The following is a 20,782-nucleotide window of genomic DNA, read 5'->3' on the forward strand; positions in this document are numbered from 1 at the left end:
CCGGCCCCACCGGCACTACTGGCCTCGTTTCTGAACGGATTCCGGGGCCGGCCGCACACGAGGGCTCCCCCTACGCCCCTGCGGTGACCTTCTCCCCGTCCCGGCTCCCCGCCTCGGGTATCTCCCCCTCGGTCGTGGGCTCCCCCGGGCCGCCCGGCTCACCCTTCGTACCGGACGAGCCGGCCGGGGCCGACTCCCCTTCGCTGAGGCCGAACCTCTGGTGGAAGGCGCGCAGCGGCCTGGGCGCCCACCAGGTGGCGTGGCCCGTCAGCTTCATCACGGCGGGGACCAGCAGGCTGCGGACCACCATGGCGTCCATCAGGACGGCGAGGGCGATCCCGAGCCCCAGCATCTTGGTGTTGGTGACCCGTGAGGTGCCGATGGCGACCATCACGACCGCGAGGATCACGGCGGCCGCGGTGATCAGGCCGCCGGTGCGGGACAGGCCGAAGGTGACCGAGCGTTCGTGGTCGCCGGTCCGGTCGTACTCCTCCTTGATACGGGAGAGCAGGAAGACCCCGTAGTCCATGGAGAGGCCGAAGGCCACGCAGAACATCAGGACGGGCAGGGTCGTCTCGATATCCCCCGTACTGGTGAAGGCGAGGATCCCGGAGAGGTTCCCGTCCTGGAAGACCCAGACCACCGCACCGAACATCGCCGTCAGGCTGAGGGCGTTGAGCACGACCGCCTGGATCGGGATGAGCACGCTGCCGGTGAGCAGGAAGACCAGGAGCAGCGTCACCACGACGATGATGGCGATCGCCCACGGCAGCCGGTCCGCGATGGCGTCCTTGGAGTCGACCAGGACCGCCGCCGTGCCCGTCACCGAGGTGTCGAAGGAGTCGGCGGGCATCGCGCGCAGATCCCGTACGAGCTGCTGGGTCTCCTCCCCGACCGCCTCGCCCTCCGGCAGCACGCTGAAGTACGCGGCCGAGTCCGCCGTGACCGGGCCCTCGACGCGCTCCACGCCCGGGACCTTCTCGATCCGGTCCTTCAGGGCCGCGTACGCCGCCGGCGTCCCCTCCCCCTCGACCAGCATCTCCAGGCCGCCGCTCGGGCTGCCGGGGAAGCCGTCCCGTATGTGCTCCTGGACCACCCGGGACTCGGCACCGGCGGGCAGCTGGCGGTCGTCCGCCGTACCGAACTTGACGCCGAGGAAGGGCAGTCCGAGGAGGACGAGGCCCACCGTGGTGACGATGGCGAAGACCGGCGCCCGGCGCATCACCAGCTCGGCGAAGCGCGCCCACCCCCTGCCGGACTCCCCGGCAGGGGCTGCCGTCTTCTTTCTGCGGCGCAGCAGCCGACGCAGGTCCAGCGCGTTGACCCGGGGGCCCAGCAGCATGAGCGCGGCGGGCAGCAGGATCAGTGCGGCGGCCGCGGCCAGCAGGACCACGGCGATCCCGGCGTAGGCGAAGGACCGCAGGAAGTACTGCGGGAAGACGAGCATCGCCGACAGGGACACGGCGACCGTCAGCGCGGAGAAGAGCACCGTGCGTCCGGCCGTGCGCAGTGTGGTGCCGACCGCCGTCCGGGTGTCGGCCCCGGCGTCCAGCTCCTCACGGAAGCGGCGGACGATGAACAGGGCGTAGTCGATGGCCAGTCCGAGGCCGAGGGCCGTGGTGAGGTTCATGGCGAAGACCGAGACGTCGGTGAACTCGGTCAGTCCGCGCAGCACGGCGTTGGTGCCGAGGATCGCGACGATGCCGACGAGGAGCGGCAGCATGGCGGCGATCGCACTGCCGAAGACCATGACCAGCAGGATCAGCGTCACCGGCAGGGCGATGAGCTCGGCCCGCAGCAGGTCCTCCTGGATGATCGTCTGCATCTCGTGCTGGACGGCGACGGGCCCGCCGACCGACACCTTCACCGGGCCGCTCTCCCCGGCGAACGCGGGAGCGATCCGTTCGAGCGTCTCCCCCGCCTCCGTCTCGTCGCCCCCTATCCGGGCCGCGATGAGCGCTTCCCGGCCGTCCTCGGCGCGCAGGGCGGGCGCCTTGGTCTGCCAGTACGAGGTGACCCCCGATATGCCCTGCTCGGCGGCGAGCCGCTCGGTGAGCCGTGCGGCCTCGGCGGCCACCGCCGGATCGTCGACGGAGGCGGTACCGCTGTCCACCAGCAGAAGCAGGTTGGGCTGCGAGGCGGGGAACTCCCGCTCCAGCGCCTCGGTGGCGTAGGACGACTCGGCGTCGGGGGCCTGCCAGCCACCACTGCCCATCCGGTCGGCCACACCGCTCCCGGCGAACACGGCCAGAGCAGTGATCACCAGGGCGGCCAGCAGGGCGATCCGCGGCCTGGCGGTGACGAACCGGGTCCAGCCTCCGATGCGCTGCGGACCGGGTGAACCGGACGGCCCGGCCGTGCCGGGTGGACCGTTGACTTCGGACATGGTGCGGTGTCCCCTTCACCGAGACCCGGGCGGCACAGGGCAGCATGGGTCAGTCGTTGCCACTTACACTGGCAAACACGAGTAGTCGCTCGCGTTTCACAAGAATGCGAGCGAACACTCGCGTTTGTCAAACGCATCACGAAAGCTGGGGATCGCCGTGCCGGAGGCCAGAGCCAAGAAGGGCGCCGCAGGGGACGGCGCAGCCGAGAAACCCACCACCGACGGGCCCGGCGGCAGCGCGGAGGCGCCACGCCCGCGCCGCCGCCAGGCCCGCGGCGAGGCGCGTATCGCCCAGCTGCTCCAGGCCGCGGCCAGCGTCTTCTGCACCAGCGGCTACACCGCGTCCAGCACCAACGCCATCGCCCGCGAGGCCGGCGTCTCCCCGGGCACGCTGTACCAGTTCTTCCCGAACAAGGAGGCCATCGCCGTCGAACTCGGCGACCAGCTGCTCCACCGCTGGCGCGACACGTACGGCGCCGCCTTCGACCAGACCCACCTCGAACTGCCGCTCGACCGGATGCTGGACGCCGTCCTCGACCCGCTGATCGCGTTCAACTGCGAGAACCCGGCGTTCTTCGTGCTGATGCACGGCTCGGAGATCCCCGGCCGGATCACCGAGGAGCACGACACCCTGCACACCACCATGCTGAGCCGGGTCGAAGGGATCCTCGCCGACTACCTCCCGGACGTCCCCGCCGCCCAGCTCCACCGGGTCGCCGAGATGGCCTTCATGGTGTTCAAGGCCGGACTCGACCTGGTCATGGCCCACGAGGGCGAGGAGCGCGAGGCCTACATCCGGGAGATGAAGGCGGCCATGTACCGCTACCTGGACCCCCTGATCGGCGACGACTCTCCCCACCTGGCCCCGCACGCCCGCCAGGACCACACCCCCTAGAGCCGGAACCCGGGTCGACGCGCCGTGCGCGCCCGCATCTCATCCATACCCCCTAGGGGTATATTATGGAGTGAGCGAGGCGCCCCGGGCACCCCTGTGGCCCCCCGCGCCACACTCGTACGCCGAAGAGGAGAACGTCATGACCGCCGAGACCGAGCCCACCACCACCCAGTCCACCGGCTCCTGCTGCTCGCCCAGCGGTTCCTGCCACGGTGGCGGCGCCGCCGACGTGCAGATCGAGCCGACGGACTCGGTCACCACCGTGTACGAGGTGAAGGGCATGACCTGCGGCCACTGCGAAGGCGCCGTGTCGGAGGAGATCTCCGCGCTCGGCGGCGTGACGTCCGTCGAGGCCGTCGCCGCCACCGGCCGCGTCACCGTCTCCTCCAAGGCCCCGCTGGCCGAGGACGCCGTCCGCGCCGCCGTCGACGAGGCCGGTTACGAGCTCGTCGGCCGGGCCGCCTGAGCGCCCGCCGCACCACCTTCTCCCCGTCGGGCCGGCCCGCCAGCAGATACTGGTGAGGTACGGCCCGACCTGCGTTACCCAGGAGTTCGGACATGGCCAGCACAGCAGCAGCCGGGACCCCGGCCGCGGACGCCTCCGAGGCCGAGCTCATGATCGGCGGGATGACGTGCGCCTCGTGCGCCGCCCGCGTCGAGAAGAAGCTCAACCGGATGGACGGCGTCACCGCCACGGTGAACTACGCGACCGAAAAGGCTCGCGTGACGTTCGCGGAGGGCCTGGAACTGTCGGACCTCGTCGCGACGGTCGAGCGGACCGGCTACACGGCACGCCCCCTCGCACCCCCGAAGCAGGAACCGGAACCGAAGCCCGAACCGGAGCAGGAACCGGACCCGGACCCGGCACCCGCCCCATCCGACGCGCCCGCCACATCAACCGACGCCGCCGAAGCGGAACAGGCCGCCTCCCTCGCCGCCCTCCGGCAGCGGGTCGTCGTCTCCGCCGTCCTCAGCGTCCCCGTCGTCCTGCTCGCCATGGTCCCGGCGCTCCAGTTCGACTCCTGGCAGTGGCTCTCCCTGACCCTCGCCGCCCCCGTCGTCATCTGGGGCGGCCTCCCCTTCCACCGCGCCACCTGGACCAATCTCCGGCACGGCGCGGCCACCATGGACACCCTCGTCTCGATGGGCACCCTCGCCGCCTTCGGCTGGTCGCTGTGGGCCCTGTTCCTCGGCGACGCGGGGATGCCGGGCATGCGGCACGGGTTCGACCTCACCGTCTCGCGCGCCGACGCGAGCTCCACCATCTACCTGGAGGTGGCGGCCGGGGTCATCACCTTCATCCTGCTGGGCCGCTACCTGGAGGCCCGCGCGAAGCGGAGGTCCGGCGCCGCGCTGCGGGCGCTGATGCACCTGGGCGCCAAGGACGTCGCCGTCCTCAGAGGCGGTACGGAGGTACGCGTCCCGGCCGACCGGCTCGTCATCGGGGACCGCTTCGTGGTCCGCCCCGGGGAGAAGATCGCGACGGACGGGAAGGTCGTCGAGGGCAGCTCGGCCGTCGACGCGTCGATGCTGACCGGCGCGCAGCCGTCGCAGTCCTGATCATCGCCTGCCCCTGCGCCCTCGGCCTCGCCACCCCCACCGCCCTCATGGTCGGCACCGGACGGGACGAGAACGACGTCCTGCGACTGGCCGGCGCCCTGGAACACTCCTCCGAACACCCCATCGCCCAGGCGGTAGCGGCAGGCGCAACCGAACGCCTCGGCGACGGATCCACCCTCCCCACCCCCGAGGACTTCACCAACATCCCCGGACTCGGCGTCCAGGGCGTCGTCGACGGCCACACCGTCCTCGTCGGCCGCCCCCGCCTCCTCGCCGACGCGGGCATCGCCCTCCCTCCCGAACTGGCCGCAGCCCTGACGGAGGCCGGGGAGCAGGGACGTACAGCGGTGGCCGTCGCCTGGGACGGGGCGGCCCGGGGCGTGCTCGGGGTGGCCGACGCCGTGAAGGACGGCAGCGCGACCGCTGTGGCCCAGCTACGGGCCCTGGGGCTGCGGCCCGCCCTCCTGACCGGCGACAACCGGGCGGTGGCCGAGGCCGTGGCCCGCGAGGTGGGCATCGACGAGGTCCATGCCGAGGTGCTCCCCGAGGAGAAGGTGGACGTCGTCAAGCGCCTTCAGGCGGAGGGCCGGAGCGTCGCGATGGTCGGCGACGGGGTCAACGACGCGGCGGCTCTGGCCACGGCAGATCTGGGGCTGGCGATGGGTACCGGGACGGATGCGGCGATCGAGGCGAGCGACCTCACGTTGGTTCGTGGAGATCTCAAGGTGACCGCTGACGCAATCCGCCTTTCCAGGCGTACTCTTTCCACCATCAGGGGCAACCTCTTCTGGGCCTTCGGGTACAACGTCGCGGCACTGCCCCTGGCTGCAAGTGGCCTGCTCAACCCTATGATCGCGGGAGCCGCCATGGCGTTTTCGTCCGTGTTCGTCGTCACGAACAGCCTTCGGTTGCGTGCCTTCACGTAACTTCCACAAAGAGATTTAGATCACACCGTTCTCAGGGTAACCATCCGGTGGGTTCATGAGTCTTAGAGTGCGATGCCAAGGATGTCTTGGGGGACGTCCGATGGAGTGTCTTGGGGGACGCTCCTGTGGCAAGCGTTGAGCCGGGGCACGTGCACCGGGGAGCTTTGAGCGGCCCTCCCGTGCGTACGTACCCCGGCAGAGCGCAGCACGGCACAACAACGGGAGCTTCGGCTCCCTTCAGACGCCCGGCCGGATCCCGTGGGGGGAATCCGCTCCGGGATATGGGAAGCGCCCTGACCGTCGACCCGTGGGGGGATCGGCGGCAGGGCGTTTCTCGCGTTCAGGGGCGCCCAGGACGGCCCTCCGCCCCCGGCTCGACCCACCACGACCACCACACGGTGACCACGGCCACCACGGCCTCGTAACGCCGAATCGCCCCGGACACCGCGCTCTGTGCGAAGCGCGGTACGCGGGGCGAAGGCAGTCGGCCGAAGAGGCCGGGGTACTACAGGGCGGTACGAGGCGGGGTCAGCGACCCTCGACCGGGACGAAGTCGCGGAGGACCTCGCCGGTGTAGATCTGGCGCGGGCGGCCGATGCGCGAACCCGGCTCCTTGATCATCTCGTGCCACTGCGCGATCCAGCCCGGAAGGCGGCCGAGCGCGAAGAGCACGGTGAACATCTCGGTCGGGAAGCCCATGGCCCGGTAGATCAGACCGGTGTAGAAGTCCACGTTGGGGTAGAGGTTGCGCGAGACGAAGTACTCGTCGGAGAGCGCGTGCTCCTCCAGCTTGAGCGCGATGTCGAGCAGCTCGTCGGACTTGCCGAGCGCGGACAGCACGTCGTGCGCGGCAGCCTTGATGATCTTGGCGCGCGGGTCGAACGACTTGTACACCCGGTGGCCGAAGCCCATCAGGCGGACGCCGTCCTCCTTGTTCTTCACCTTGCGGATGAAGGAGTCGACATCGCCGCCGTTGGCCTGGATGCCTTCCAGCATCTCCAGCACCGACTGGTTGGCGCCACCGTGCAGGGGGCCCCACAGCGCCGAGATGCCGGCGGAGATCGAGGCGAACATGTTCGCCTGCGAGGAGCCGACCAGACGCACGGTGGAGGTCGAACAGTTCTGCTCGTGGTCCGCGTGCAGGATGAGCAGCTTGTCCAGCGCCGAGACGACGACCGGGTCCAGCTCGTACTCCTGGGCGGGGACCGAGAAGGTCATGCGCAGGAAGTTCTCGACGTACCCGAGGTCGTTGCGCGGGTAGACGAAGGGGTGCCCGATCGACTTCTTGTACGCGTACGCCGCGATCGTCGGCAGCTTCGCCAGCAGGCGGATCGTCGAGAGGTGGCGCTGCTCCTCGTCGAACGGGTTGTGGCTGTCCTGGTAGAACGTGGACAGGGCGCTGACGACCGAGGACAGCATGGCCATCGGGTGGGCGTCACGCGGGAAGCCGTCGAAGAACCGCTTGACGTCCTCGTGCAGCAGCGTGTGCTGGGTGATCTCGTTCTTGAAGGTCGCCAGCTCGTCGACCTTCGGAAGGTCGCCGTTGATCAGCGTGTACGCGACCTCGAGGAACGACGAGCGCTCGGCGAGCTGCTCGATGGGGTATCCGCGGTAGCGCAGAATGCCCTGTTCACCGTCGAGGTACGTGATGGCGGATTTATAGGCGGCGGTGTTGCCGTATCCGCTGTCCAGCGTCACCAGGCCGGTATTGGCCCGGAGCTTCCCGATGTCGAAGCCCTTGTCGCCGACGGTGCTGTCGATCACCGGGTAGGTGTACTCGTCATCGCCGTACCGCAGTACTACAGAGTTGTCGCTCACGTCATCCCTCACCGACGTAGTGCCTCTTCTTCGAGGTGCCCTGACTGTCTCCACCCTCCCCCATTCGGCTCAGGAGAGTGCACTCGGGGTCGTCCATTGGACCTACTGGCGGCACTGAGTGCCGCCAACTTACTCATCCTGCCCCCTTGACTGCGGTTCCGGAAGACCTCCGTGATGTTTCCCACCGATTTGATCGATCATTTTTGTGCGGGGGTCACGAGAAGTCTTCTCCTGAGCCGCCCCGGAGCCGGAAATCCAGTGCCGTACACCGTCTGCCTGCGGAAACCGTGCGGACGGCCTGGCCGATCGCCTTACGGGACCCGACGAGGACGACGAGCTTCTTGGCGCGCGTCACGGCCGTGTAGAGCAGGTTGCGCTGGAGCATCATCCAGGCGCTGTTGGTGACGGGGATGACGACCGCCGGATACTCGCTGCCCTGGGAGCGGTGGATCGTCATGGCGTACGCGTGGGCCAGCTCGTCCAGCTCGTCGAAGTCGTACCCGATCTCCTCGTCCTCGTCGGTGCGGACGGTGAGCCGCTGTTCGTCCAGGTCAAGGCCGGTGACGACGCCGACCGTGCCGTTGAAGACGCCGTTCTCGCCCTTGTCGTAGTTGTTGCGGATCTGGGTGACCTTGTCGCCGACCCGGAAGACGCGGCCGCCGAACCGCTTCTCGGGGAGGTCGGGGCGGCCGGGGGTGATGGACTGCTGGAGCAGCCCGTTCAGCTCGCCCGCACCCGCCGGCCCCCGGTGCATCGGCGCGAGAACCTGCACGTCGCGGCGCGGATCGAGACCGAACTTGGCCGGAATGCGGCGGGCCGCCACATCCACCGCCAGCTTGCCCGCGTCCGCCGTCTCGTCCTCCACGAAGAGGAAGAAGTCGCTCAGCCCTTCGGTGAGCGGCGGCTGCCCGGCGTTGATCCGGTGGGCGTTGGTGACCACCCCCGACTGCTGGGCCTGCCGGAAGATCCGGGTGAGCCGGACGGCGGGGACGGGGCTGCCCTCCGCGAGCAGGTCGCTGAGCACCTCCCCCGCCCCGACCGAGGGCAGCTGGTCGACATCGCCCACGAGGAGGAGGTGGGCACCGGGTGCCACCGCCTTCACGAGCTTGTTGGCGAGCAGCAGATCGAGCATCGAGGCCTCGTCCACGACGACCAGATCCGCGTCCAGCGGACGGTCCCGGTCGTACGCGGCGTCCCCGCCCGGCTTCAGCTCCAGCAGCCGGTGCACGGTGGAGGCCTCGGCCCCCGTCAGCTCGGCCAGCCGCTTGGCAGCCCGCCCCGTGGGCGCGGCCAGCACCACCTTCGCCCGCTTGGCCCGGGCCAGCTCGACGATGGACCGTACGGTGAACGACTTCCCGCAGCCGGGCCCACCGGTCAGGACGGCCACCTTCCGGCTGAGCGCGAGCCGTACGGCCTCCTCCTGCTCGGGCGCCAACGACGCCCCCGTACGCGTCGCGAGCCAGGCCAGCGCCTTCTCCCAGTCCACGTCCTGGAAGGCCGGCATCCGGTCCTCCCCGGTCCGCAGCAGCCGCCGCACCTGCCCGGCGAGGGACAGCTCGGCCCGGTGGAACGGCACGAGGTAGACCGCGGTGATCGGCTCACCCCCCTCCGGCGACGGCACCTTCTCCCGTACGACCCCCTCCGGATCGGCCGCCAGCTCGGCCAGGCACTCGATGACGAGGCCCGTGTCGACCTGGAGGAGCTTGACCCCGTCCGCGATGAGCCGCTCCTCGGGGAGGTAGCAGTGCCCCTGGTCGGAGGACTGGGAGAGGGCGTACTGCAGACCGGCCTTGACCCGCTCGGGGCTGTCGTGCGGGATACCGACCGCCTGGGCGATCTTGTCGGCGGTGAGGAAGCCGATGCCCCAGACGTCGGCGGCCAGCCGGTAGGGCTGGTTCTTGACGACGGAGATCGAGGCGTCCTCGTACTTCTTGTAGATGCGGACGGCGATGGAGGTGGAGACGCCGACGCCCTGGAGGAAGACCATGACCTCCTTGATCGCCTTCTGTTCCTCCCACGCGACCGCGATCATCTTCGTGCGCTTGGGGCCGAGGCCGGGGACCTCGACGAGCCGCTTCGGCGCGTTCTCGATGATGTCGAGGGTGTCGACGCCGAAGTGGGTGGTGATCCGGTCGGCCATCACCGGCCCGATGCCCTTGATCAGCCCGGAGCCGAGATAGCGGCGGATGCCCTGGATGGTGGCGGGCAGCACGGTGGTGTAGTTCTCCACGGTGAACTGCTTGCCGTACTGCGAGTGCGAGCCCCAACGGCCCTCCATCCGCAGCGACTCGCCGACCTGCGCACCGAGCAGCGCACCGACCACCGTGAGGAGATCCCCGGCCCCGCGCCCGGTGTCGACGCGGGCGACCGTGTACCCGTTCTCCTCGTTGGCGTACGTGATCCTCTCCAGGACCCCTTCGATGACGGCCATGTTGGACATGACCCGACGCTACCGCCCGCCACTGACAGTGCGGTTCGCGGGCCGGGACCTTCCTACGCCGTGGGCCCGCCGTCCCGTACCGCGGGCCCGCCGTCCCGGTACTCGTCCGCGAGCAGGGCGTCCATGGTGGACCGCAGCCGCCCGATGAAGTCCTCGAACCGCCGGATCTCCTGCGGCGAGTACGCGGACATCGCCTCGGCCATCCGTTCCGCGTACGGCCCGAAGAACGCCTCGGCGCGCGGCCGGATGTCCGGGCTGCTGCGCAGGGTGACGACCCGGCGGTCGGTGCTCTCGCGTGTGCGGACGATGTGCCCGGCCTGTTCGAGCCGCTTGAGGAGGATGGCCGTCGCACCGGAGGAGAGCGAGACGCGCTCGCTGAGGCGGGCGGGCGAGAGGGGCGTGCCCTGGTCCTCGGCGTACAGGATCTCCACCAGGGCTGCGGCATCGGTGGAGTGCAGCCCGAGCCAGGTCGCGAAGCGGCGGGTGAACTCGGTGTAGTTGGCGCCGAAGGCGCGCAGGCCGTCCATGAGGTGGTCGACGCGGGTCGCGTCGTCGTCACCGCCGCCGCCGACCTTCCCGTCGGCTGCCGCATCGGCGTTGGCCATAGCTCTGTCCACCTTCTCTCGCCACCCTCTCTCCCGCTCCCGCTACCGCTCCCGTTCGCGCTTTGACAACCTACCGCGCTCCATTTACCTTTGTCGCAAAGCTATCTATCTTTGCGGCAAAGCAAACATGGGAGTCGAAGCACCATGCCCGAACCTTCCCGGCCTGCGGAAACCCCTCCCTCGGTACGTCAGTGGCTCGGCCTCCTCGCCGTGGCCCTGGGCGTCGCGCTGATCGTCGTGGACATCACCATCGTCAATGTGATCCTGGCGCCGATCATCGAGGACCTGTCCATCGGCTCGTCCGAGGCCCAGTGGATCCAGGAGTCGTACGCGATCACCTTCGCGGCCCTCCTCCTGGTCACCGGCCGCCTCAGCGACCTCTACGGCGCGCGCCGGATCTTCCTGCTGGGCCTCGTGGTGTTCGGCGCGACGAGCATGCTGGCCGCGCTCGCACCCAGCGGCGGGCTGCTGATCCTCGCCCGGTTCGTCCAGGGCGTCGGCGGAGCGATGATCCTGCCCACCTCGCTGGCCCTGCTGAACGCCACGTTCTCCGGCCGCGCCCGGGGCCAGGCGTTCGCGATCTGGGGCTCCACGATCGGAGCGGCGGCGGCCGTGGGACCGCTGCTGGGCGGCTGGCTCGCGGACATCTCCTGGCGCTGGGCCTTCGGCATCAACATCCCGCTCGTCGCCCTGATCGTGGCGGGAGGCGTGCTGTACCTGGACGTGTCGCCACGCACCCGGGGCCGTATCGACGGCGTCGGAGCCGTCCTGTCGGCGGCCGGCCTGGGCCTGCTCGCGTACGCCCTCATCGAGGGCCGCACGCACGGCTGGCTGATGACGACGAAGCCGCTGGAGGTCGGCGGCTTCACATGGAGCGGCGGCCCCTCCCCCGTTCTGGTCGCCTTCCTCGCGTCCGCCCTGGCCCTGGGGGCGTTCTGGCGGCGGCAGGCGGTGCTCGGCCGGTCGGATGGCGAGCCGCTGATGGACGTGGGCCTCTTCCGTATCCGCTCGTTCCGGAACGGCAACTTCGTCACTCTGATGGTCGGGCTCGGTGAGTTCGGCATCATCGCGGTGCTGCCGCTCTGGCTCCAGTTCGCCCTCGGCTACAGCGCGTTCCAGGCGGGGTTGGCGCTGGTGGCCCTGGCCGCGGGCAGTTTCGCGGCCTCCGGAGCGAGCTTCCCCATGTCGGCGACGGTCTCCGCCCTCGCTCAGGTCCGGATCGGCCTGGTGCTGGAGGCGGCGGGACTGGCGATGCTGGCGCTGATCGCCTCGACGGACAGCGCGTGGTGGCTGATCGCGATCGCGCTGTTCGTGTACGGAGTCGGGGTCGGCTTCGCCACGGCGCAGGTCACCAACATCGTGCTCGTCGACGTCCCGGCCCGAAGCGCCGGACAGGGCTCGGGGATCCAGAGCGCGGCGCGCGAACTCGGCTCGGCACTGGGGATCGCCCTCCTCACGACCCTCTTCTTCAGCACCCTGGCCTCCGGCATGGCGGACCGCCTCACGCGGGACGGGGTGACCGCCGGTGAGGCGGAGCGGCTGGGCGACATCGTCACGGAGAGGGCCGGTTCGGTGATCGGCGCGTTCGCGGAGGACCCGCGTACGGCGACGGCGGCGGAGGCGGCGCGCGAGGCGATGGCGGTGGGGGTGCAGGTCTCCGGTTACGTCTGCGCGGGGCTGCTGCTCCTGGCACTGGCGGCGACGCTGTTCATGTCGCCGAAGGCGCGTACGGACTCACGGGAGGAGGAGAAGCGGGGCGGACGGCAGGGAGTGGCGGGTGGCCCGCCCCGCTGAACAGTCAAGGGGTGGGCGGCCCGACCCGGTGAACAACTCACTCGTACGTCCCGCTCCCCCGCCCCCATCATGAGCGCATGGCCCTGAACGACACCCTGGCCCGCGTGGACGCGGACCTCGCCGCCGGACGCATACCGGTGGCGAGGCAGCGCCTGCGCGGCCTGGTCTCCTCCTACCCGCACGAGCCCGCCCCCCGCCGCCGCCTGGCCGAGGTGTACCGCCTGTACGGGGATCCGGCGGAGGCCGGCCGCTGGATGTACCTGGAGGAGGACCGCTCACCGGAGGAGACGGCGGCCTTCGAGGAGCGGTACGCCAACGCCGTACGCCGGATGCGGGCCATGGCCTGGCGGGGCACGGAGTCGGACGCGCCGACGCCGTGCCCCGCCAGGCAACTGACCGCCGTACGGGAGGCCGCCTCGGAGATCGTCGGGCGGCCGGTCACGTGGGACGGGCTGGTGGAGGTGAAGGGGGACGCGCGGCAGATCAGTCCGCTGACCGACGCCCTGACGGGCATCGGGTGCCTGCTGCTGACCATCGCCTTCCTCGGGATCTGGGTCTACGGGCTGGTGTCGCTGTTCGACTGAGGCAGAGGCGGAAGCTGAGGCTCGGAAGGGGAAGCGGGCTGGGGCTCGGGCTCGGGCCGAGCGAGTGCCGCCTCCAGTCGGGACCCTCTGCTCTCCGCGATGCGCTGGACCTGCTCCAGGGACTCGGTCAGCCGGCGGGCGAGGAAGTGGAGTTCGGGAGCGGTGACGCCGGGCTCGGTCAGCAGACCGTCGGCGTGCCCGAGCAGTTCGTACGCCATGTCGAGCTGGATCTCCTCCACCTCACCGGCCTTCCGCGACACGTAGCCGGTGCCGTCCCCGACGACGTAGCAGGGCTTCCCGCCCGTACCCGTCCAGGGCAGCAGCCGGGCGACGGAGGCGTTGCTCCCACCGGTCACCCTCATGCGACGACCTCGCTTCCACCACGGCCGGGGCAAGGGCTCGGGGGTGGTGGCAGCGGCTCCGGGGACCGGGCAAGGGCGTACATCATGGGGGGCCTGCTTTCTCGTCTTCGTGCTGGACGGGTACCGCTTCTTTCCGTAGCGAACCCATCACAGAGTGGGGTCATGAGTCGCTACGCTTCCAGGGGGTCGGGCATGACAGCACGCTGGTCAGATCGAGGAGTTGGGCGCGCATGAAGGCGAACGAGCGGCCGCGTACGGCACGACAGAAGTACGGCGAGGAGCTGAAGCTGCGACGCACGGCCGCCGGGATGACCCAGGAGGCGCTGGCCGAAAAGGTGGTCTGCTCACCAACGCTCATCAGCCACTACGAGGCGGGGCGGCGGCTGCCGAGTCCGGACGACGCGCGGCGAATCGACCGGGCGCTGGGGACGGACGGGTTCTTCGAGCGGTGGCTGCAGGACCTGGAGACGAAGTACGACGAAAACTTCGCGGCCGTAGCGGAGTTGGAACAGCAGGCGGTGCTCATCCAGCAGTTTGCGCTGACGCTCGTTCCAGGCCTACTGCAGACGGACGGCTACGCACGGGCCCTGTTCCAGGCATACAAGCCCAACCATCGCCGGGAAGAGATTGACCAGGACGTCGTCATCCGAACAGAGCGTGCCCGCGTTCTCGACGGTCCGACGAATCCGGTGCTGTGGACCCTGCTGGACGAGGCAGTCCTGCGACGCCGGGTCGGCGGACCTCAGGTGATGGCCAAGCAGTTGCGAAAGATCGCGGACATGGCTGAGGCGGGACGGCTGCGGCTGCACGTGCTGCCATTCGAGGCTGGGGCTCACTCCCTCCAGCAGAGCCTGCTGACACTGATGAGCTTCGCGGACTCCGCTCCGGTGGCGTACGTCGAAGGCTTCCAGACGGGCAACTTGATGGACGATCCGCGCTTGGTGGCGTTCAGCCGCACCGCCTACGATCTCGCTCTGGGCGATGCGTTGTCGCACCAGAAATCGGTGGCCCGCGTGCGGGCCGCAGCGGAGGAGCACGAACATGGTCAGCAGTAGGCGGAGCGTTGTGGATGCGTCCACCCTCACGGGCTGGTTCAAGTCCAGCTACAGCGGCGGGAACCAGGGCGAGTGCCTTGAGGTCGCCCGCGGTTACGCCACCGTCCCCGTACGCGACAGCAAGACCCCCGTCGGCCCCGCGCTCGCCTTCTCCCCCCAGGGCTGGACCCGGTTCGTCACCGCCGTCAAGGATGGCGAGCTCTCCGCCTGACGCACGACGACGACTCACCAGCGGCCCCGTCACGGTCACCGACCTGACGGGGCCGCTGTCATGTCCCATTGTCCAGCTAATCAAACTTGACTAGGGTCGGCGCCATGACTGAGAAAACCATTCCGCTGCTGCCTTGCCGGACGGAACTGATCCAGTCCGTGGTCGACTTCTACACAGCCCTGGGCTTCGAGACGACGCAACTACAGAAGAGCCCGTACGCATACGCGGTGGTCGAGCGGGGAGCCGTCGAGCTCCAGCTGTACGGCATGAAGGACTACGACCCGGCCTCGTCACATTCGAGCTGCTACGTGCTCACCGAAGACGTCGACGGCCTGCACGCGGCCTTCCGGTCCGGCCTCAAGGCGGCGTACGGGCGCATTCCGACGCGCGGGCTGCCGCGCATCGGTCCGCTGAAGGACATGTCGTACGGGGTACGGCAGTTCCTGGCGACCGATCCGACCGGCAACACGATCCGGGTGGGCCAGGTGATCAGCGGAGGCGGCGAGGAGGAGCCGGCCACCGCACCGAAGGAGACCTTCGCCCGCGCCTTGCACATGGCGGACCTGTTCGCGGACTCCAAGCAGGACTATCCGGGGGCCGCCAAGATCATCGACCGGGTGCTGAAGCTGGAGGACGAGCAGCCGACCCCGGCACAGAGGGTGCGACTGCTCGTCCTGCGCGGTGACATCGCGCAGCGATTGGGAGATGAGGAGGGGGCTCGGGGCTGGCTGGAGGAGGCGGCAGCGGTCCAACTCGGCGCCGAGGAGCGGGAGACGGCGCACGATGCCCTTGCCCGGCTGAGTGATCTTCGGGGGTGAACAGCGGGGGCGAGGCAGACCTTGGACCGCGGCGCACGGGGCAAGATGCCGCGCTGAGCTGCATAAACAGCCGAACCAGGGAAGCGACCAAAGGGGTCATCCTGCGGACAAGCGTGCGGCCGCGGCGGATGACCGCTGTCCGGTCTGGTCCGGTCTGGTCCCGTCTGGTCCGGTCCGCATCTACGGCCGGCCGTTCCACTCGTGAGTGTGTCCCGGTCAGCTTGTGCCCACCTCTGGGGGCTCAGGTCATGGTGACGGTCGAGTACCTGTCCGGCGCGGAGCTGTCCCACGCCACGTGGACCTGGCAGTGGACCGGCTGGCCGGTGGCGACGAGTCCGCTCGCCGCGATGGCGCCCGACGGATCGGTCAGCGTACTGAACAGGCCCCCGGCGGGCCCGGCCCCGCCCTGGGTGAATCCCAGCGCGCCCGGCGCGACGGTGGTGGGATAGAAGGCCGCGTCACCGGTGATCGTGTACGTGCCCCGGGTGGTGTCCTTGCGCTTCTTCCCCGGGATGATGGAGGCGAGAGAGAAGGTGTCTTCCCCTCCGTCGGACACGTTGCCCTGCGCGTCGACGATCCACAGCTCCCAGTAGCGTCCGACGGAGGCGAACACGTTGGATCGCTTGGCTGTGACGTAGGCGTCGATGTTTGCGGCGGGCAGGGCCGTCCACGCCGAGCCGTCCCACTGCTCCACCGCGAAGACCCGGTTGATCTCCTGGATGATCAATCCTTGCTGAGGCGGGTTGACGCTCAGCTGCCGCCTGCGTTCGAAGTAGCCGCACTCGCCTTCCAGCTCGTCCGCCGGCAGGTTGGTGAGCGCGGCCTGCGACGCGACGGGGGCGGCGGTACCGGTGCCGGTGGCCGTGCTCCCCGTGGAGGGAGCGCGTTGGATGGGCGATGGAGAGGAGTGGCCTGCGGTGTTCGCCCCGCCGAGCAGTACAGGGCCGGAGCCCGGGGAGAGGCGGTCCCGGTCCGCCGCCGGGGCGGGGAGGGGGCGGGCCAGGGCAGCTGTGGCGTTCGCTTCGGCCGCGCGCTCGAAGTGATCCGAGGGGTCCGATACGCGCAGCCCGGATCCGGTATCGGTGCCGGGCACCGGGCCCTTGCGCTGCTGGATCACGTGGGTGAGTTCGTGGGCGAGGGTGTGCTTGTCCGCGCCGCCTTGGCCGAGCACGACGTGGTCGCCGGAGGTGTAGGCGCGGGCGCCGATCTCGGAGGCGGAGCGAGCGGCGGAGGCGCCGTCGTGGATGCGTACGGACTCGAAGCCTTCGCCGAGGCGTAACTCCATCTCCGTACGCACCGGTTCGGCGAGCGGCCGCCCGGGCGAGCGCAGCACGTCGTGCACGCTGGAGCGCTGTACGGGTGGGTTGGCCTCGGACTCCGTTGCGGCCGCGGTGTCCGGGTGGTGGCCGCGGGAGGGGTCGTGGACGTGGCGCTGGTCCTCGATCATCTGGGCGAGCGCGGCGTTGCCGATGGAGCGCTGGAGGAAATCGGCGGTTGCCGGGGGCAGGGGCGTGTTGGGACGGATCTCCTGATCGGCCAGGGCCGGGACGCGCACACTTCTGCCGACGGGCGGCCTGATGGGCGACGCCTCGTCGTGGTCCGGGTGATGCGCCCTACCGTGCACGAGCCACTCCTAGCCGTCAACGGCCCCCGCACCGGCTGGGGTTGACCGTAGCAAAGCTCTATCAGGCTCGCGCGCGGCAGAGAAGGGCGGCTGGCGCAGACCCAGCGCGCCGCTGCTGGGTCAAGTCGCTTACAGGTCGAGCACCGCCCACACCCGTCGGCCGTCTTCTGCGGTGTCCGTGCCGCACGACACGGCGCCGAGGCGGGTGAGTTCTGGGAGCACCGTGCCGTTCGCGGCCTCATGCGCCGGCTGGTGCGAGAGCGCGACGATCAGGGCCTGTTGCCCCTGGTCCGCGAGGTGCACGGACACCCTGCGGCCGCCGTCCGCGACCGCGGTGCGCACGAGTAACTCCGTCAACTCGGCTGCGGCACGGCCCGCTTCCCGGAAACCCCACTCACGCAGCCGGAGAAGCACGTGGCCCGAGGCCTTCTTCGGAGTCCAAGGCTCGCTTGGGAGTTGCCAGTTCGCGGATCTTCGGTTCCGAACCAGTGTCCGGGCACGCGGGGTAGCTGCGAGGCCGGTCTCCGGACGCGGCGGGGAGACCGGGCGCTTCGGCGGGGGCGGGGTCTTCGGCGGATGGTCCGGGGCGTGATCCGACACGATGGCTCCTTGTCCCTGGGTCGGCGGCGCGGATGGCCATCGTGGTGGGTGTGTTGGGGCTCATGGCGGCGATCGGCTGTGGCTTCACCCGTACAGATTGGGCAGCCGTACGGCTTGACGCTGGCCAGGGACGGGGACGGAGGCGGATGGGCGAAGCGCGGGGACGCGGGTTGATTGGCGCTGGGCTCCTGGAGGGGAGTGTGCTTGCCTGTGTTACGCCTTGCGCCTTGAGGTGGTCGATGCGACGGCTCAATCGGCTTCGCGGGGCTTGTGCCTGTGCTGACAGTTCAGCTCTGTCACCATGTGAGGGTGAGGGACGCGCCAGTGAGTCAAGGGTTGGCAAATCCCCTATAAACCTGCAGGTCAGGAAGAGTGGTCCCCGCGCAGGCGGGGGTGTTCCGGTGTACCTGGCAGAGCAGGCGCGGGCGTTCGTGTGGTCCCCGCGCAGGCGGGGGCGTTCCGCGCCCCAGCGGCCTCGGTCACGGCGGGATGCCGTGGTCCCCGCGCACGCGGGGGTGTTCCGCCAGACCGCTGCTGCTCCTCTGGGTACCGGACACCGACTGCGGCCGCCCCGGCCAACCAGAAGCCCTCCCCGACGGCCTCTGCCGTCCCTGCCGCACCATCCACCATCCCGACACCGATCAGGCCCCGGCCCCACCCGCCGAGACCGCCGAGACCGCCGACATCAAGGCACGCATGACCGACCTCCCCGACCTGCTCAGAACCGTCTGAGGCCGACGGCCACAGGTCTCCTGGTTTCGGCAGTACCTAGCGCACCCCACTCACGAAGAGGCCGCCGTTCTCGCCGCCCTCCCTGTATGAGCGGCTGTTCCGTCCAGGTCTGAACGGTGTGCCGGTCGACGACGTGCACAACCCGCTCCGCCCGTCGTGGCGTGGCACCTGGACGCCGGGCCGCGGCCACGGGTGAGAGGGCGGGACGCTGACCGAAAAAACGTACGAGGGTCCAGACAACCCTGCCCCCGACTCACGAGTCACACAGGCGCCTGACTTTTCTTATGATCTAGCTCGGTCCGGAAGGGGCCTTTTTTCTGTGATGACTCGTACCCGGCTGTCCGCGTTGGCCGCGACGGCCGCGCTCGCCACCACCGGTGGCCTGGTGACCGCCGCCGCCCCCGCCTCCGCGGCGGTCACCTGCACCTCTCCTGCCTGGAAGGCGCAGTACTTCGGCAACTCCACCTTCAGCGGCACGCCGAAACTCACCGCCTGTGACACCGCCATCAGCGAGAGCTACGGGAAGGGCGACCCGGCCGGCGTCACGCTGCCCAAGGACAACTTCTCCGTCCGTTGGTCCCTCAACCGTGACTTCGGCTCGGGCGGACCCTTCCGGCTCTCCGCCGCTACGCAGGACGGCATGCGCGTCTACGTCGACGGTGTGCGGAAGATCAACTTGTGGAAGAACGTCTCCGCCACCGTCCGCAAGACCGTCGACCTGACCATCCCGGCAGGCAAGCACACGATCCGCGTGGACTTCGTGGCCTGGACCGGCGTCGCCAACGCCGCCTTCACCTACACCCCGCGCACCGAGGCCGCCGTCGACACGGTCAAGCCGCTCGCCCCGACCGGGCTCACCGCCGCGTACGACCGGACGACGGCCAGGACCACCCTGCGCTGGGCCGCCAACAAGGAGATGGACCTCGCCGCGTACCGCGTGTACCGCCGGCTGAGCACCACCAGTTGGGCCAAGGTCAGCGGGACGTCCGCGCTGACCACCCGGTCCTTCGTCGACGCCCCGCCCGCCACCGGTCAGACCTTTCTGTACGAGGTCCGCGCCGTCGACAAGGCGGGCCGCGAGTCCACCGGTAGCCCGGACGTGACAGCGACGACCGTCGACCGCACCGGGCCGGCCGCCCCCACCGGGCTTGTGGTCACCACCGGCGACGGGTGGCACGACACCCTGAACTGGCAGAAGGCCGCCGACGCGGCGAAGTACGAGGTGTACGCCTCGCCCGCGCCCACCGGACCGTTCGAGCTGCGCGGCACGACCACCACGACGTCGTACCGGACGAACGGCGCCGTGAACAAGAACACGTACTACCGGGTCCGGGCCCTTGATGCGGTCGGCAACCCGGGTGCGTACGCGGCGGTCACCAGCGACGGCGTCGATCGGATGCCACCGAAGTCCCCGACCGACCTCAACGTCGTCGCCCGTCCCGGCTACACCGACCTGCACTGGCACCAGCCCGACAGTTTCACCGAGGACTACGACAACGGCGGGTACTACCGCGTGTACCGCTCGCCCGGCAAGACGTTCGACCCGGCAGCGCGAACCCAGGTGACCTGCGCCGCGGAGGAGAGCGACGACGCCGGCAACGGCGGCAACTGCTACGACGTGGACATGCCCACGAACACGTATGTGACGTACGCCGTCACGGCGGTGGACCCGTACGGCAACGAGTCGGCGTACTCCGCCCCGCTCGTCGTCCGCACCGGCGACACCGTGGCACCCGGCCCGGTCACCGGAGTGAAGGTCACCCCGCGCAACGACGGCATGCTGGTGAGCTGGGCCGCCTCGCCCGAGGACGACATCGACGAGTACGTGGTGTGGAAGGGCGCCCGGCAGGCCGACGGCACGGTCACGTGGCTCGGTCCCGACACCTGCTCGGAGGGCACGAGCAACTGGCTCGCGATCCTCTGCGGCAACCTGCCGGACGGCCAGACGCACGTGTACGCGGTGGTGGCCAAGGACCACTGGGGCAACACGCTGCACCCGAGCGACCCGAAGGTCACCGTGGTCGCGGCCACCGAACGCGACGTCCGGCCGTCCGTGACCGTCACCCGGGACTGGAGCCTCGGCAGCCTGGGACACAACCGGACGGCCACTCGTCCGTCCATCGACTGGCAGTGCACCGACACGGCCCGCTGCGCCACGGTCACGGGCTTCCGCGTGAGCCGGTGGAACCCGACGGCCAAGGCATACGAGCCCCAGCACGACGGACTGCTCCCGGCGGGCGCCCGTACGTGGGAGGACGCCACGGCGACGAAGGGGGACACGTACTTCTACACGCTTGAGGCCGTGACGGCCGATGGCACCGTGGTGGGGACGTACCCGTGGTACATCGTCTTCCAGGACCGCGTCTGAGGAA

Annotated in this window: 15 protein-coding genes and 1 pseudogene; 9 read left to right on the forward strand and 7 right to left on the reverse strand. The window is 69.9% G+C overall.

The annotated features are described in order from the left end of the window. Positions 1-70: 70 nt before the first annotated feature. On the reverse strand, positions 71-2,386 hold the full coding sequence (locus IF17_RS0108730) for an MMPL family transporter (RefSeq protein WP_051883927.1): 2,316 nt from the start codon (positions 2,384-2,386) through the stop codon (positions 71-73). 157 nt (positions 2,387-2,543) lie between these two features. Here IF17_RS0108730 and IF17_RS0108735 point away from each other — a divergent pair, with 157 nt between their 5' ends. From IF17_RS0108735 to IF17_RS1000000140110, 3 genes and pseudogenes are all read left to right on the forward strand, one after another. Further along, entirely contained in the window at positions 2,544-3,281 is a 738-nt protein-coding gene (locus IF17_RS0108735) for a TetR/AcrR family transcriptional regulator (protein WP_030563854.1), read from the forward strand. A gap of 139 nt (positions 3,282-3,420) precedes the next feature. Further along, complete coding sequence (locus IF17_RS0108740) at positions 3,421-3,747, forward strand: heavy-metal-associated domain-containing protein (RefSeq protein ID WP_030563856.1); 327 nt, start codon at positions 3,421-3,423, stop codon at positions 3,745-3,747. 92 nt (positions 3,748-3,839) lie between these two features. After that, positions 3,840-5,767, forward strand: a pseudogene (locus IF17_RS1000000140110) (heavy metal translocating P-type ATPase). 528 nt (positions 5,768-6,295) lie between these two features. Here the strand turns inward: IF17_RS1000000140110 and IF17_RS0108750 are convergent. The 3 genes from IF17_RS0108750 to IF17_RS0108760 all read right to left on the reverse strand — a co-directional run bounded on the left by IF17_RS0108750 (position 6,296) and on the right by IF17_RS0108760 (position 10,630). After that, on the reverse strand, positions 6,296-7,585 hold the full coding sequence (locus IF17_RS0108750; RefSeq protein WP_018511343.1) for a citrate synthase: 1,290 nt from the start codon (positions 7,583-7,585) through the stop codon (positions 6,296-6,298). A 214-nt stretch (positions 7,586-7,799) separates the two neighbouring features. Next, positions 7,800-10,025: an SF1B family DNA helicase RecD2 gene (recD2, locus tag IF17_RS0108755; protein ID WP_030563859.1), complete on the reverse strand. Its 2,226-nt coding sequence runs from the start codon at positions 10,023-10,025 to the stop codon at positions 7,800-7,802. A gap of 53 nt (positions 10,026-10,078) precedes the next feature. Beyond that, the gene (locus tag IF17_RS0108760) at positions 10,079-10,630 is read right to left on the reverse strand and encodes a MarR family winged helix-turn-helix transcriptional regulator (protein ID WP_030563861.1); all 552 of its coding nucleotides are present in this window, start codon (positions 10,628-10,630) and stop codon (positions 10,079-10,081) included. Positions 10,631-10,774: 144 nt separating this feature from the next. On the opposite strand from IF17_RS0108760, the gene IF17_RS0108765 reads away from it, so the two are divergent. Beyond that, positions 10,775-12,424, forward strand: coding sequence for an MFS transporter (locus IF17_RS0108765; protein WP_032771806.1), 1,650 nt, complete (start codon positions 10,775-10,777; stop codon positions 12,422-12,424). Positions 12,425-12,501: 77 nt separating this feature from the next. After that, positions 12,502-13,008, forward strand: coding sequence for a DUF6584 family protein (locus IF17_RS0108770; RefSeq protein WP_030563866.1), 507 nt, complete (start codon positions 12,502-12,504; stop codon positions 13,006-13,008). On the opposite strand, the gene IF17_RS0108775 is transcribed toward IF17_RS0108770, so the two are convergent. Then, complete coding sequence (locus IF17_RS0108775) at positions 12,981-13,370, reverse strand: hypothetical protein (protein ID WP_030563868.1); 390 nt, start codon at positions 13,368-13,370, stop codon at positions 12,981-12,983. The genes IF17_RS0108770 and IF17_RS0108775 overlap by 28 nt on opposite strands. A gap of 230 nt (positions 13,371-13,600) precedes the next feature. Here IF17_RS0108775 and IF17_RS0108780 point away from each other — a divergent pair, with 230 nt between their 5' ends. The 3 genes from IF17_RS0108780 to IF17_RS0108790 all read left to right on the forward strand — a co-directional run bounded on the left by IF17_RS0108780 (position 13,601) and on the right by IF17_RS0108790 (position 15,454). Continuing rightward, positions 13,601-14,425, forward strand: a complete 825-nt coding sequence (locus tag IF17_RS0108780) for a helix-turn-helix domain-containing protein (RefSeq protein ID WP_030563870.1) — start codon at positions 13,601-13,603, stop codon at positions 14,423-14,425. After that, on the forward strand, positions 14,412-14,636 hold the full coding sequence (locus IF17_RS0108785) for a DUF397 domain-containing protein (RefSeq protein ID WP_030563872.1): 225 nt from the start codon (positions 14,412-14,414) through the stop codon (positions 14,634-14,636). The genes IF17_RS0108780 and IF17_RS0108785 overlap by 14 nt, the downstream gene beginning before the upstream one ends. A 104-nt stretch (positions 14,637-14,740) precedes the next feature. Next, complete coding sequence (locus IF17_RS0108790) at positions 14,741-15,454, forward strand: VOC family protein (RefSeq protein ID WP_030563874.1); 714 nt, start codon at positions 14,741-14,743, stop codon at positions 15,452-15,454. 241 nt (positions 15,455-15,695) lie between these two features. On the opposite strand, the gene IF17_RS0108795 is transcribed toward IF17_RS0108790, so the two are convergent. Beyond that, a complete protein-coding gene (locus tag IF17_RS0108795) occupies positions 15,696-17,078 on the reverse strand; it encodes an eCIS core domain-containing protein (protein ID WP_030563875.1) in 1,383 nt (460 codons plus the stop codon). A 129-nt stretch (positions 17,079-17,207) separates the two neighbouring features. Next, the gene (locus IF17_RS1000000139660; protein WP_018511332.1) at positions 17,208-17,420 is read right to left on the reverse strand and encodes a hypothetical protein; all 213 of its coding nucleotides are present in this window, start codon (positions 17,418-17,420) and stop codon (positions 17,208-17,210) included. 1,312 nt (positions 17,421-18,732) lie between these two features. Between IF17_RS1000000139660 and IF17_RS0108810 the strand changes: the two genes are divergently transcribed. Beyond that, positions 18,733-20,778 (forward strand): PA14 domain-containing protein, encoded by a 2,046-nt coding sequence (locus IF17_RS0108810; RefSeq protein ID WP_051883928.1) that lies wholly within the window; start codon positions 18,733-18,735, stop codon positions 20,776-20,778. Positions 20,779-20,782: the final 4 nt, after the last annotated feature.

The sequence above is a fragment of the Streptomyces cyaneofuscatus genome, from assembly GCF_000718135.1.
Classification (GTDB): Bacteria; Actinomycetota; Actinomycetes; order Streptomycetales; family Streptomycetaceae; genus Streptomyces; species Streptomyces cyaneofuscatus.